A 13,491-nucleotide genomic window follows, 5' to 3' on the forward strand; every position below is an offset into this window, starting at 1 on the left:
GATTTATGGTGTTTATACAAAATATTTGTCTTTTATAAAGTGTATCCCGATTCGGTTTGCGAGGAGATAAGCTTATAATGAACTTTCTAAAAAAGCAGGCGAAGGATCTTTTCCCGGGTTATTTTGCGCTTGTTATGGCTACCGGGGCCCTGTCTATCGGATCACACTTGCTCGGGATGAGTATTTTCGCACAATTGCTGTTATACGTGAATATCATTGCATACATAACATTATGGCTGCTCACCGCGATTCGTCTATTTTATTATTTTCCTAGGGTGAGCGCTGATTTGACGAGTCATTCTTTAGGTCCGGGGTTCTTTACATTAGTTGCAGGCACAAGTGTATTTGGCAGCGAACTTGTAGTCGTCGCTGAAAACTATACGATACCGGTTTATTTATGGGGGCTTGCTATTGTCTTATGGATTATTATTATGTATTCCTTTTTTGCTGCCGTGACGGTGAGAAAAGATAAACCCAGCATTGAGGAAGGGATCAATGGCGCCTGGCTGATTGCCGCTGTGGCCACCCAGTCGATCTCTATACTCGGAACACTTTTAATACCGCATATAGAACAAGGGCGTGAGATCATTCTCTTCTTTACCCTCTGTATGTATTTCCTGGGTTGCATGTTATACCTCAATATCATTACGCTTATTTTTTACAGGTTTATTTTTGTGAATTTAAAGCATGATGCTTTGACACCGCCGTACTGGATCAATATGGGTGCTGTTGCCATCACAACCCTCGCCGGTTCAACCTTGATTCTTCATGCCAATTACTGGGGATTGATAACGGAAATCACGCCATTTTTGAAAGGTTTCACACTATTTTTCTGGATAACCGGCACATGGTGGATGCCATTGCTCTTTATACTCATGATTTGGAAACATGTTTATAATAACGATCCCATTACATACAATCCACAATATTGGGGGATGATCTTCCCGTTGGCGATGTATACGACAAGTACGTATCAATTGTCCGAAGCGCTGGGCGTGCCATTTCTAAAAGTGATCCCTCAGATTATGGTATTTGTGGCGATTGCTGCATGGCTCGCAGGCATGTACGGATTGCTGCATAGCCTTTATCGTACGGTTAAAGATCATAGGGAGGAAGTTTTTTGAATTTGATAAAGGAGCCTTCTTCTTAACAACTTTCCTTCACAGCAATTTATTAAATAGCCGACCAGTAGAATTTATCTATTCTAAAATTAACTCCATTATGCTATAATATCTCTACTTAAAAAGCGATGAAGAGAAGAGTACATGTGCTTTCAACATAACAGAGAACTCCGTAAGCTGTGATGGAGGATGTAAGAGCGCATAGAATCAAGTCTTGGAGCTGTACATAGGATATTTTCTTTTTGAGGATTGATGATGTACCGGTTTCTCCCGTTACCCGAGATAAAGTATATCCTGCTATATATATTGTGGGCGTACTTGAAAAGGTTTTTGTGGCGACATAAGAACAAACTGAGGTGGCACCGTGAGCTTCTAAATTCAGGGGAGTCTCGCCCTCAAGTCTAATGACTTGGGGGTGGGATTCTTTTTTGTCTTTAAACCTTGAATTTAGGAGCTGATGAAACAATGAAATTTATGAAGTGGAAAAATCCCTTATTACTTCTGCTAGGTATTGGTGTATCAAATTTAGGCGCATGGGTTTATTTAATTGCCCTAAATTTGATTGTATTGGATATAACGGGATCGCCACTAGCAGTGTCCGTTCTTTATGTCCTTATACCAGTTGCCACTTTATGTACAAACCTTTGGTCAGGAAGCTTTATTGACAGATTGAATAAAAGAAATTTGATGACTTTCTTAGACTTAATTCGAGCATCATTCATATTTTCACTTTCATTGATGGATTCGCTCACTCTAATTTATATAATGGTTTTTATCATTAATATGGCAAGTTCTATTTTTGAGCCTACTTCTTTAGTCTATATGACGAAGCTTATACCTAAGGGGAACCGGCAAAAATTTAATGCTTTAAGAAATTTCATTAATTCAAGTGGCTTTATATTAGGGCCGTCAATTGCGGGTTTGCTATTTATGATTGGATCACCTTATCTAGCTATTCAATTGAATGCTCTAGCATTATGTCTATCAGCCATAATAATTCTTATACTTCCTAATTTGGAATTAAGAAGCGAACGTGTTACTACTGAAAAAGTTAGCATTAGAATGATCAAAAATGATTTAGGAGAGATTCTTCGTTTTAGTAAATCGAATGTTTATATAACTTTGGTTTATGTCCTCTTTAGTGGAATTACTGTGTTTATGACAGCGTTAGATTCGTTAGAAGCAGCATTTGCAACAGATGTTCTTTCGTTATCTGAAAGTGCTTATGGGTTTCTTGTGAGCATAGCTGGAATAGGGATTATAACAGGATCATTAACAAATGCTTTATTCGCTGATCGTCTAAAACTGAATGTCCTTATTGGTTTTGGTGCACTATTTACACCAGTAGGATATTTAATCTTTGCATTCTCACACCAATTTATTTGGGCATCTATTGGTTTTTTTACATTAACATTTGCCTTATCATTCGCAAATACTGGCTTTTTGACGTTTTATCAAAATAATGTACCAGTCAATATTATGGGTCGATTTTCGAGTGTTTTAGGCATTTTGGAGGCTTTGCTAATAATTGTATTTACTGCTGCAGTAGGAGTGTTTGCGGAATTGCTAGGGATTCGGCCAATTTATGTTATAGGTTCTTTTTCCTTTTTGATTCTAGGTTTTATCATTAACTTAGTTGTTTTCGATAAGTCGAAAAAAGATTTTTATATAGAGAAAATCCCTTCATCCAATGGGTAAACAATGGTATAATATTTACATAATTTTACGAAAGGTGTGATGTCTTATGGCATACAAACAAAATCACGTTAACAGAGAAGGTCTTGTTTTTCGAGAAAAAATTATGCTTAGGAGATGTCACCTTGAAAACAGAAGAAACCAAGCTTCAATCAGAAACAAAACGATTCGTATTAAGGCCCCTGCAAAACTGGGATTATGAACAGTGGCTGGAGGGATTTCGCAGGCGGCTTCCTTCACAGCACAAGTACGATGACGTGAAAATGGATTTGAGCGGATGGACGCAAGAGAAGTTCCATGATGTAGTCACGAAACACCATCGATTAGCTGAACAAGATAAAGCGTATGTCTTTGGCATTTTTCGGAAGTCGGATGGAAACCATATCGGCAAGGTTGAGATTTGTACAATCATGCGAGACGAGTTCCAGTGGGGACTTTTGGGTTATACGATTCATAACCAATACTGGCGAAGAGGTTATGGTAAAGAGGCTGTACAAGAGGCACTTAATATCGCCTTTAAGACTCTCCACTTCCATCGCATTGAATCTCATATAAATGTTGACAATATGCCCTCCATTAAATTAGCGGAAAGCGTGGGGATGGAGTTTGAATGTAACAGAAAGAAATTTATATTTGAGTTTCGAGAGTGGACGGATAATCTGGTGTATTCTATAAACGCTAGATAGGAAATTTTTTCAAATGGGCGTATTTCCAGAGTAAGGGTCTGCGCCTATATACATACGAAAGATTGAGTATTGCCATTATTGTATATAATCGAGACAATAATAACGAATTGGAGGGATAATCATGTACACGACAGAAGTTCTAATCAATGATTTCGAGAATTTCAACCTCTACGTAAATTCCCTAAAAACGATGGAGGAGCCTCTCTTCTTTGAGCCAATTGCTGAAGGGAAATGGTCTACAGTTGAGATTATTAGTCATATATCATTTTGGGATACATATATCCGCGTAGAAACGTTGCCACAGATGAAGTCAAATGCTGCCATCCAAAGTATTGATTTTGACACACTTAACAACCAGGCAGCGAATTATGCACTTTCTGGTGTATCACAGCAACATCTGCTAGAAAAACAATTAAAAGCAAGAAAGCAACTTGTCTCTGCATTAAGGAAAAAGAAGGAGGAAGAATTTTTTGCTACTTTTTCACTGAACGGAGCAGAAGTGGATCAGTATTCAGGCTATCCTCATTCCATTTTTAATTATATAGCAGGCTTCATATGGCATGACAATCATCATAAGCAGCAAATTGATGGGTTTTTGGAAGGGAAAGGAACGGAATTGAAAAAGTGAGTAATAATACTATAAAAAGGGCTCTTCGCCATTAACGTCGATTTTATAGAAAAGTTAATAGTGAGTATTTTTACAACAAACTAGGAGAGTTGCCTAGATACAGATACGTACTCTTTTTCTTGCATAAGGACTGAATCACCTATTCGAAAGCTGCAGTTATCTCCGGTTTATCAGCGTTCCCGCCGCCGAATCTCAAACCAAAAAACGCCCCCTTCCACTAAAAGAGAGCGTCCTTCACATTAATCTTCTCCGCCACTTTTTCCAGCATCTCTTTCGTCATCTTATCCATATCATATGCCGCCTTAAAGCCCCACTCTTCTCTCGCGGCGGATGAATCAATGCTGTTCGGCCAGCTGTCTGCAATTTGTTGTCTGATTGGGTCAACGTTATAGGACAATTCAAATTCTGGGATATACTTTTGGATGGAAGCTGCAAATTCCTCTGGTGTTGCGGATATGGCGGTAATATTAAATGCGTTACGATGTATAAGCTTATTTGGATCCGCCTCCATCAGTTGGATAATGGCATCCAGGGCATCCGGCATATACATCATATCCATATACGTTCCTTCTGCAATATAGGACGTATATGCTTGTGTTTTAATAGCTTCATAATAAATCTCGACGGCGTAATCCGTTGTACCCCCACCAGGAGGCGTTACATGCGAAATTAACCCGGGGTAACGAACGCCGCGTGTGTCCACACCAAAACGGCTGTAATAATAGTCACAGAGCAATTCACCGGCGACTTTATTTACACCATACATGGTAGTGGGCCGTTGCAATGTATTTTGTGGCGTATCATCTCTTGGTGTTGACGGCCCGAATGCGCCGATTGAGCTTGGTGTAAAAAATTGTAAATCAAGTTCACGGGCCACCTCTAATGCATTAAAAAGGCCACCCAAATTCAGGTCCCATGCCACTCTGGGAAAAGCCTCTGCCTTTGCTGACAATAGTGCAGCTAAATGCATCATCGTGTCCACATTATATTTTTTAGCGACAGAAAATAATTGATCGGGATCCATTACATCCGTTACTTCAAAAGGGCCTTCTTCCCCTTTTCATTTGACCCGCGTATATCTGTTCCAATCACATTAGATGTTCCATAGATTTCTCGTAATTTCCCCACAAGCTCTGAACCAATTTGTCCAAGTGCTCCTGTAACAAGAATCTTTTTCATCTCCCAAACCCTCTCTGATCTGTTTGTGAATTAAATCAAGCCCATTTCCTTCCCGATTTTTTCATAAATACCAATTGCCTCATCAAGCATTTCTTTTGTATGCGCTGCTGTTGGCATATTACGTACGCGCCCAGTCCCACGTGGAACAGTTGGGAAGACGATGGATTTCGCATAAGCGCCCTCTTCTATTAAACGTTTGCTAAATTTCTGGGCTTCTTTTTCTTCGCCAATAATACATGGCGTGATGGGTGTTTCACTTTTTCCAATATCAAAACCTAATTCTTTTAATCCCGATTTTAAGTAATCGCTGTTCTCCCACAGTTTTTCATTCAAATCTGTGCTGTCCATAAGAAGTTCAATCGCCTTTGTACTTGCAGCAGCATCTGCTGGGGAAACCGCTGTTGAAAACAGAAATGGACGGGAGCTTACTTTCAACCAGTCAATCAAATTTTCTTTGCCGGCAACATATCCACCAACAACGCCGATTGCCTTGGATAGTGTCCCCATTTGAAAATCAACTTTATCTTGAAGTCCAAAGTGTTTCACAGTACCAGCACCTTTTCCAAGTACACCGGACCCGTGTGCATCATCCACATAGGTGATCAGGTCAAATTCCTCGGCAATTTCAACGATGTCAGGAAGCTTTGCAATATCTCCGTCCATGGAAAACACACCATCTGTAATGACCATTACTTTATTGTACTGACCTGATTCCACCGCCTCTTTCGCTTTTTGGCGAAGGTCTTCCATGTCTGAATGATTGACACGAATGATTTTGGCTTTTGATAGACGGCAGCCATCAATAATGGACGCATGATTCAGTTCATCGGATAGAATCGCATCGTTTTTATCCATGACAGCAGAAATAGCAGCCATATTGCAATTAAAGCCGGACTGATATGAAATTGCGGCTTCCGTACCTTTAAAATTAGCAATCTTTTCTTCCAGATCAAGATGGAGATCCAATGCCATTTATCGTACGAACCGCCCCTGCTCCTACACCATATGAATCTACTGCATCTTTCGCTACCTCCCTCAAGCGTTCGTCTGTAGCAAGACCTAAATAATTATTGGATGAGAGATTAATTAACTCTTTATCATTGATTCTAATTTTTGGTCCATTGGCACCCTGTACCGGATCAATTTCATTATAGAAACCGCGTTCTTTTAACTCCATAATGTTTTCATTTAAAAATACATCCAATTTGTTACTGGACATACTAAAAACCTCCCATAATGTAAGCGCTTTATAATTATAGTTTAACATATTTGCTCAGTAATGTTTACACGAATCATCGTAAAAATTCGCTATTACACATGCATCTTACAAAATTGTAAGATTTACCACGATAATTGTCACTTAAATCTATGGTTATTTCATGTCTCATTTACTATACTAATAATAGAAGAGATTTTTGGAGGAATTGGAATGAAAAAAATATTAGTTGCATTATTTATAACAATTATACTGGGGGTTGGGATTATAGGTTATGTGCAGGCCATAGACCAACCAGCAGAAGTTATTGAGGATAATGACTATTCTACGAGAATTACCTCGTGAGATTTAGATATATTGGTTTGAAAAAATGTTAAAAAGGAAAGCATCCTACTAAAAGATACTTTCCTTTTTTATTTTATTCTGTTTTAGTAAACTACTATTCTACTATTGTTACATCAACTGTACGAACGCCCCAGTCGAGAGCTTCACCTTTTGTTGGAACATGAACATCGATTTTATTACCGTTAATTGCACTACCAACATCTCCAGCTACTGCATGGCCATATCCTTCTACATATACTTCTGTACCTAGTGGAATAACACTTGGGTCAACAGCAATCACCTTTTTATTCGGGTTTGCGTTTAAATCAATTCCTGTTGAAGTGACACCAGAGCATCCCTCGCATTCAGCTGTATATGCTGTAGCGGAGACAGTAATTGTTTCACCATTTGCTTCTTGCTCTGTATTATTTGCTTGTTCGTTTGAATCAGATTCTGCTGCAGTATTTTCTACATTTGGTTCACTTGATTCAGCACTTTCTGATTGATCGCTTTCGTTTGATGTTTCAGCAGTTGTTGCTTCTGTTGCCTCAGGAGCTTCTTCCTGTTCAACATTGGCACCATTAAGGCTTAACTCTTGTCCAACTCCGATAATGTCGGAAGAAAGTTCATTCCATTCTTTCAAATTATCTATTGTTACATCAAATTCATTGCCGATACCAATTAGCGTATCGCCTTTTTCTACTGTATATGTTGTTTCATCGTTGTTGTTCGTAATAGATAATGTTTGTTTTGGATGAATTACGGTTGATTTTAATTCATTTATATCTACTAATTCTTCGATGGTAGTATCGTGTTCATTTGCTATATTCCAGAGGTTATCTCCTTTTTGAACCTCAATTTCTTCTGCTGAAACGGTTGTTGCAACTGTGCCAACCATGATGACACTTGCTAGTGTGGCTACTAATTTTTTCACTAAGTAGTCCCTCCCTTTAATTTCTGACAAGATCCATCGTAACACATGTCTACAGACAATACAGTTACAGGAAGTTTAAATGTCTATTACAAGGATTACCGAAAAGGGGAGAATTTATTACATAGTGTAATAGTTTTGATACAAAAGTCTTATGCCATTCTGATTTTTGTTACTATAGTAATAGAATTCAAGGTTTTGAAATAAAAAAAGCACATCGACATGGATGGATGTGCTTTTGCTTTTGCCATTATCATCTAAAAAGATTACTTATCGACTCAAATAAATCCGCAAAAAAGTTACCGACCTTCTCCCAAAAACTCGCATCCAATCCTAATTCATCCATTTGATCTCTAACTGTAGAAGCGATATCTTCCAGTTGGCTTCTCACTTGATCAAAATCAATCTCTAAATCTCGCATTTTATCAAAAAGATCGACAAGCATCTGTCTGTCAGCTTCACTTAACGATACTTCTAGATTATCCAGCTGCTCCTGGACGATTTGTTCTACGTCTTCCCTTGTTGCCGGGTCTTGATCTGCAATCATTTGCTTAATTTCCGTCAGCAGTTCGCTGACTTTTTCCTGGGACATTCCTTCTTCTTCAGCAAGGTCTGTGGCTACATTAAGCTCATCATTTGCCAGTTCCATCCGTTCTTTGTCGAGTTCTTCTCCTTCAGCATCATACGCTTTATAAATTCCTGTTAATGCAGAGTGGCCGGTTACTGCAGCTGGGGAAGCAACATCTACTGTCGCATTTTCTACTCCTGCTGTCAGCAGAGCATTTGCATACATTTCATTGGTGACCTCCGTAATATTGTCAGGTGTAGCAATATTAACAGTTAACCCTTCACCGCTATCTTCTAATGTGATTTTGGCAGATGAATACATGTTAGCATTCGGATTGCCATTAATATAGTTCGCGTAATCTTCTCCGGTTACATCATATTCTTGGACGGCACCTGTATCGCTCACCTCTAAGATTTCACGCACCTCAGTACGCTGCTCATCCGTCAGTTGCTCTCCGTATACCACAATCGAACCAGAAGTTGCGTTTACAGGTACGGCTAAACCTATAGTCAAAACTGCAATTAGTAATAAAATGCCAATTGCTTTTAATTTATGTTTCATGTTTTATTTCTCCTTTATGTTTACTTAATCCCATCATATGCTAGTCCACTTAAAAAAGAAACCTATATTTCTATATATATTATTATATCGTTTTTCTTATCATGTGAACATATTTTTCTTTGAAAGTTTTCGAATTAATGTTATGAGCATTAAGCTTTCGTTTCCCCTTGAAATCAGATATATTTAGGGTAACGAAATAAATTGTAAGAAAGAAGGGCATTACAATCAACGGTCAAGAACAAATTGCAAAGCGTAATTTAGCAATCATGTGGTTTGCTAATTTTTTTGTTGCTGGAAGTATGACTATGGTTATTCCATTTATTTCCTTATACATTGAATCATTTGGAAATTTTTCGGATAGCTATGTGCAGGCATGGTCTGGCTTTACTTTTGGGATTACATTTGTAACAGCTTTTATCGTCTCACCGATTTGGGGTAGGATTGGAGATAAATATGGCAGGAAGAAAATCCTGATTTTTTCAGCCTTTGGCATTGGTTTATCTGTATTATTAATGGGATTTGCCACATCGGTGTGGGAATTGTTTATCCTTCGACTCATTATGGGTGTTGCAACCGGATTTATTCCAATGTCACAAGCATTTATTTCCACACAAACGCCAAAGCATATTGCTGGAAGAGTGCTGGGTACACTGCAAACAGGTAGCATTACCGGTACATTAATGGGCCCGCTGCTTGGAGGTGTATTAGCAGACACATTTGGCTACGGGAGTACATTTAAATGGGTATCCATTACCGTATTTCTTTCCGCACTCATTGTTTTATTCGGTATAAAAGAAATCAAATTAAAATCAACTGGTAGCGACAGTGATTATAAGTCCTATTCCAGTAAAGAGATTATAGGATATATTACAAGAAGACCAGTTTTACTTGTCGTTATGCTTATTTCTGCACTTGTTCAAATTGCCCATTTTAGCATACAGCCAATTTTGTCTTTATTTGTTGCTGAAATACATGGACCTGTCAATATTGCTTTCTTCTCCGGTTTGGCATTTTCCGCAGCAGGACTTGGTAATTTATTAATGACCCGAAACTGGGGGAAATTAGGAGATCGGACCGGCTATATTCGGATATTAATCATTTTGCTGTTCATGGCAGGGATTGTCTATTTCCCTGGAGCCTTTGTTACTAATATCTGGCAACTTGTCATCCTACGATTTTTACTTGGGGTAGCTATTGGAGGAATTATTCCTGTTCGTATTGCTTATATCCGCCAAGAAGCTCCATTGTCGATGCAGGGTGAAGTTCTTGGGTATAATACCAGTCTGCGTTTCCTGGGAAATATTATTGGCCCGGCAATGGGTGGAATGATTGCAGGTTTCCTCGGATTCTCAGCCGTATTCTTTGTAACGAGCGCGTTACTCATATTAAGCGGGTTGCTCATGTTGGTTACCTGGTACAAAAGCGAAAACGCACCAAAGCATTCAAAACGTCCAAAACATTCCTCAAAGCTTTCAACACAGTCGCATCGAGGGTAGAAATTTTTGAGAGCAAAAACGAATTATCCCTTAAGGGAAGCAGAACTATTGAATTGTTCTTGTGGATATGTTACAAATAAATGAGTCTTTATAAAGGCATTTGAACTTCAAGCAATAGAAAGAAAGTGATTCAGGTGGGAATAGTCGTTGTTGAGGTTTGTGACGGAAATGCAATCACTACAATTAATATAGAAGAAATAATAGAAGAAGAATTTCCGGAAGTTGCCGTACTGATGAATGAATGTCTATCATTTTGCGGCCTATGCCGGGTAAAACCATATGCACTAGTCAATAATAAACGCATTTTCGGTAACACACCTGAAGAATGTTTAGATAAAATAAGAACCGCAATAAAAGAAGAACTGGCTGTTTATCAATAATAGCCAGTTCTTCTTTTTATTACCTACTCTATTTCCCGGGAAATATTTTGTCGAAATCACAGACTTGCTTGGAAAATTTCGACGGAATCTGCTTTGGTTAAAGTTTTAAAATTACCAAATTCTGGCCGCGCAATAACTGTCTTTTCTGCCATGGCTTCAATGGTGCTCGCGTCAATATTATAGTCAGCCAATGTTGCTGGTGCGCCAATACTATTCCAAAATTCGCGCAGTTTTTCTATTCCTTCGAGTGCCGCTTCACGATCTGTTTTCCCAGAAGCATCCACATCAAATACGCGGATGGCAAGTTGCTTAAAACGAGCTGCATTTTCATCACTTAATATATGCTTCATCCAATTTGGCATTAAAATAGCCAGTCCACCACCATGCGGGATATCATGTACTGCTGAGACGGCATGTTCTAAATTATGTGATCCCCAATCTCCGCGAAGCCCCATGCTAAGCATATCATTTAGTGCTAGCGTACCACTCAGCATGATTGTTTCACGATGCTCATAATTCTCTAAATCATCCAGCAGTTTTGGTGCTGTTTCCATCACTGTTTTTAAAACAGATTCACAAAAGCGGTCTTGAATAGGTGTATTTGTTGCCACGTGGAAATAGTGCTCCAACACATGGGACATCATATCCACAATGCCATAAACTGTTTGATCACGCGGAACGGATAATGTATGCGCCGGGTCAAGAATCGAAAATGCCGGGCTTGTATGAGGTGACCCCCATCCATGTTTTTCATTTTTGTCCCAATGTGTGATGACAGAGCCACGGTTCATTTCAGAGCCGGTTGCAGCATGTGTCAATACCGTCCCAAATGGCAGCGCATCTGTTGCTTTTTCTTTTTTCGTCACAATATCCCACATATCGACATCCGTTTTCGCACCTGCAGCAATCGCTTTTGTGCAATCAATCGTACTGCCTCCACCGATTGCAAGCAGGAACTCCACGTCTTCGCTTTTACAAATCTCAACACCCTTGCGAACAGTGGATATGCGTGGATTTGGCTCTACACCAGATAATTCAAACACTTCAGCATCGATTTCATCCAGCTTGGCCAGTACATTGTCATATATGCCATTTCGCTTTATACTTCCACCACCATAAACGATAAGTACCTTTTTGCCGTACGTTTGGACTTCTTTCGGAAGGGCTTCCAGTTGCCCTCTACCAAAAATTAATTTCGTTGGGTTATAATAGGTAAAATTTTCCACAATAAAGTGCCCCCTACTTATTTCGTGTATACAACAGCGTCCATTTCAACAAGTACATTCTTCGGCAACCGACTTACTTCAACCGTTGCACGAGATGGGTATGGCTCACTTAAATAGGCCCCATAAATGTCATTTACTGTTGCAAAGTCATCCATCGAACTTAAATAAATCGTGAATTTAACCACTTGAGAAAAATCAGTACCCGCTTCTGTAAAGATAGCTTGCAGATTTTTCAACACCTGCTCCGTTTGGTTTTCAATTCCTCCTTCTACTACATCGGCAGTTGCTGGGTCAATTCCAATTTGTCCGGAAACATAAATGAAATCACCCGCCTGAATTGCTTGAGAATACGGTCCTAGTGCCGCTGGTGCATTATCTGTATGAATCCCTTTTGCCATAATAAATTCCTCCTTCGTTTGTCTTTCTTGATTATATCAACTATTTTGCAGCCAGTACATCCGTATATTCCATCACAGCCTGAACATAATAGATATCGCCATAGCACGCGTCCAGTTGCTCTGCTTCCTCACGCAAACAGCGAAAATCCGATTGATTCGGAACATTTTCATACATTTCCTGAGAAAAGGCAATCGCTGTCTCTTGTGAATAATCCCCTGACGTCTCGCGTGCATAGTCAATAAACCCGCTACCAAAATTATAGGACTGAACCGCTAATCCAAGATCGCCATTTGCATCACTCAAATTTTCCGCAAAATAATAGACTCCCTGTTTAATAGAAAGCTTCGGATCATCGATACAACCCCGTTCCCCGCAATAGCTCTCAGAGGATTGCATCGGGTCATTTCCCCTACCACCGGATTCCTGCATCATCATCCCTAAAATCACATCAACATATTCCAAAACCCCATACTCATCGGCGTAATCCTCAACAATCGGCCTGTAATTTTCTACCTCTTCACTAATCTCAGGATGCGTCTGCCTAGGTGTGTTTTCATTGGATAATACGGAAATGACTACGAATAAGCTGCATAATAAAATGGCAATCACAGCTGTTTTTTTTATTGCTTTTTTATTCTTTTTCTTTAGTTTCATTGTCATCTAGTCCTTTTTTCATCAAAACTATTAATATACCAACGATTATACCATATATAAGATGACCCATCAGCCAATACATCAAAGCCGTGACATCCGTAAGCGCTGGCGTTCGACCGGAGAACGCTGTCGTTAGATACAGCAAGCCACCTATCAGTACACTCATTACAATATAATGATGGATTTTCCCATTATCTAACGTAAAATAAAGAACGATAACGAGTCCCACCGAAACAACTATATGCAAAAGGAAGTCTTGCACCTCATTCAAAGGCCAATCTTGTATAACCGGAAAATAATCCACATTTAACAAAAGGGTATATACTAACTTCCCCGTTAATTGTTCAACAGTCTTGAGGACCCCTCCCAAAACCAATCCGGACACAATCCCTATCACAACAAGATTAAGAAAAATTTTCATAGATTT

General features: G+C 39.2%; 13 protein-coding genes and 2 pseudogenes. 7 read left to right on the forward strand and 8 right to left on the reverse strand.

The window, feature by feature from the left end; all coding sequences use genetic code 11:
* Window positions 1–77: 77 nt before the first annotated feature.
* The 4 genes from KFZ58_RS17380 (at window position 78) to KFZ58_RS17395 (ending at window position 4,130) form a co-directional block, all read left to right on the forward strand.
* The gene (locus KFZ58_RS17380) at window positions 78–1,124 is read left to right on the forward strand and encodes a tellurite resistance/C4-dicarboxylate transporter family protein (protein WP_235792542.1); all 1,047 of its coding nucleotides are present in this window, start codon (window positions 78–80) and stop codon (window positions 1,122–1,124) included.
* 471 nt (window positions 1,125–1,595) lie between these two features.
* A complete protein-coding gene (locus KFZ58_RS17385; protein ID WP_235792543.1) occupies window positions 1,596–2,819 on the forward strand; it encodes an MFS transporter in 1,224 nt (407 codons plus the stop codon).
* A 122-nt stretch (window positions 2,820–2,941) separates the two neighbouring features.
* Complete coding sequence (locus tag KFZ58_RS17390) at window positions 2,942–3,502, forward strand: GNAT family N-acetyltransferase (RefSeq protein ID WP_235792544.1); 561 nt, start codon at window positions 2,942–2,944, stop codon at window positions 3,500–3,502.
* A 121-nt stretch (window positions 3,503–3,623) separates the two neighbouring features.
* Window positions 3,624–4,130 carry a DinB family protein gene (locus KFZ58_RS17395; protein ID WP_235792545.1) on the forward strand — a complete coding sequence of 169 codons (507 nt, stop codon included), beginning with the start codon at window positions 3,624–3,626 and terminating at the stop codon, window positions 4,128–4,130.
* A gap of 217 nt (window positions 4,131–4,347) precedes the next feature.
* On the opposite strand, the pseudogene KFZ58_RS17400 reads toward KFZ58_RS17395, so the two are convergent.
* A pseudogene (locus KFZ58_RS17400) lies at window positions 4,348–5,309 on the reverse strand (L-threonine 3-dehydrogenase).
* Window positions 5,310–5,339: 30 nt separating this feature from the next.
* Window positions 5,340–6,528: pseudogene (locus KFZ58_RS17405) on the reverse strand (glycine C-acetyltransferase).
* A 210-nt stretch (window positions 6,529–6,738) separates the two neighbouring features.
* Between KFZ58_RS17405 and KFZ58_RS19240 the strand changes: the two are divergent.
* Window positions 6,739–6,870: a hypothetical protein gene (locus tag KFZ58_RS19240; RefSeq protein ID WP_255694945.1), complete on the forward strand. Its 132-nt coding sequence runs from the start codon at window positions 6,739–6,741 to the stop codon at window positions 6,868–6,870.
* A 94-nt stretch (window positions 6,871–6,964) separates the two neighbouring features.
* Here KFZ58_RS19240 and KFZ58_RS17410 read toward each other — a convergent pair whose 3' ends face one another.
* On the reverse strand, window positions 6,965–7,783 hold the full coding sequence (locus tag KFZ58_RS17410; protein ID WP_235792546.1) for a 3D domain-containing protein: 819 nt from the start codon (window positions 7,781–7,783) through the stop codon (window positions 6,965–6,967).
* A gap of 250 nt (window positions 7,784–8,033) precedes the next feature.
* Window positions 8,034–8,909, reverse strand: a complete 876-nt coding sequence (locus KFZ58_RS17415) for a DUF1002 domain-containing protein (protein ID WP_235792547.1) — start codon at window positions 8,907–8,909, stop codon at window positions 8,034–8,036.
* A gap of 266 nt (window positions 8,910–9,175) precedes the next feature.
* On the opposite strand from KFZ58_RS17415, the gene KFZ58_RS17420 reads away from it, so the two are divergent.
* Together KFZ58_RS17420 and KFZ58_RS17425 are read left to right on the forward strand one after the other, a co-directional pair.
* On the forward strand, window positions 9,176–10,405 hold the full coding sequence (locus KFZ58_RS17420) for an MFS transporter (protein WP_235792548.1): 1,230 nt from the start codon (window positions 9,176–9,178) through the stop codon (window positions 10,403–10,405).
* Between the two features lie 134 nt (window positions 10,406–10,539).
* On the forward strand, window positions 10,540–10,785 hold the full coding sequence (locus KFZ58_RS17425; RefSeq protein WP_235794774.1) for a YuzB family protein: 246 nt from the start codon (window positions 10,540–10,542) through the stop codon (window positions 10,783–10,785).
* 56 nt (window positions 10,786–10,841) lie between these two features.
* On the opposite strand, the gene KFZ58_RS17430 is transcribed toward KFZ58_RS17425, so the two are convergent.
* The 4 genes from KFZ58_RS17430 to KFZ58_RS17445 are packed head-to-tail and all read right to left on the reverse strand — an operon-like array spanning window position 10,842 to window position 13,485.
* A complete protein-coding gene (locus KFZ58_RS17430) occupies window positions 10,842–12,011 on the reverse strand; it encodes an iron-containing alcohol dehydrogenase (protein WP_235792549.1) in 1,170 nt (389 codons plus the stop codon).
* A 17-nt stretch (window positions 12,012–12,028) separates the two neighbouring features.
* Window positions 12,029–12,409, reverse strand: coding sequence for a RidA family protein (locus KFZ58_RS17435; protein WP_235792550.1), 381 nt, complete (start codon window positions 12,407–12,409; stop codon window positions 12,029–12,031).
* 40 nt (window positions 12,410–12,449) lie between these two features.
* Window positions 12,450–13,064, reverse strand: coding sequence for a lysozyme family protein (locus tag KFZ58_RS17440; protein WP_235792551.1), 615 nt, complete (start codon window positions 13,062–13,064; stop codon window positions 12,450–12,452).
* Window positions 13,042–13,485, reverse strand: coding sequence for a hypothetical protein (locus KFZ58_RS17445; protein ID WP_235792552.1), 444 nt, complete (start codon window positions 13,483–13,485; stop codon window positions 13,042–13,044). Before KFZ58_RS17445 ends, KFZ58_RS17440 begins: the two co-directional genes overlap by 23 nt.
* Window positions 13,486–13,491: the final 6 nt, after the last annotated feature.

This window comes from Virgibacillus sp. NKC19-16 (assembly GCF_021560035.1).
Lineage (GTDB): Bacteria > Bacillota > Bacilli > Bacillales > Amphibacillaceae > Virgibacillus_L > Virgibacillus_L salidurans.

Excerpts from the sequence above, each read along its gene's own strand:
- KFZ58_RS19240 (WP_255694945.1), top strand. The coding sequence starts at position 6,739 with ATGAAAAAAATATTAGTTGCATTATTTATAACAATTATACTGGGGGTT.
- KFZ58_RS17415 (WP_235792547.1), bottom strand. The coding sequence starts at position 8,909 with ATGAAACATAAATTAAAAGCAATTGGCATTTTATTACTAATTGCAGTT.
- KFZ58_RS17445 (WP_235792552.1), bottom strand. The coding sequence starts at position 13,485 with ATGAAAATTTTTCTTAATCTTGTTGTGATAGGGATTGTGTCCGGATTG.
- KFZ58_RS17435 (WP_235792550.1), bottom strand. The coding sequence starts at position 12,409 with ATGGCAAAAGGGATTCATACAGATAATGCACCAGCGGCACTAGGACCG.
- KFZ58_RS17420 (WP_235792548.1), top strand. The coding sequence starts at position 9,176 with ATGTGGTTTGCTAATTTTTTTGTTGCTGGAAGTATGACTATGGTTATT.
- KFZ58_RS17380 (WP_235792542.1), top strand. The coding sequence starts at position 78 with ATGAACTTTCTAAAAAAGCAGGCGAAGGATCTTTTCCCGGGTTATTTT.
- KFZ58_RS17385 (WP_235792543.1), top strand. The coding sequence starts at position 1,596 with ATGAAGTGGAAAAATCCCTTATTACTTCTGCTAGGTATTGGTGTATCA.
- KFZ58_RS17395 (WP_235792545.1), top strand. The coding sequence starts at position 3,624 with ATGTACACGACAGAAGTTCTAATCAATGATTTCGAGAATTTCAACCTC.
- KFZ58_RS17440 (WP_235792551.1), bottom strand. The coding sequence starts at position 13,064 with ATGAAACTAAAGAAAAAGAATAAAAAAGCAATAAAAAAAACAGCTGTG.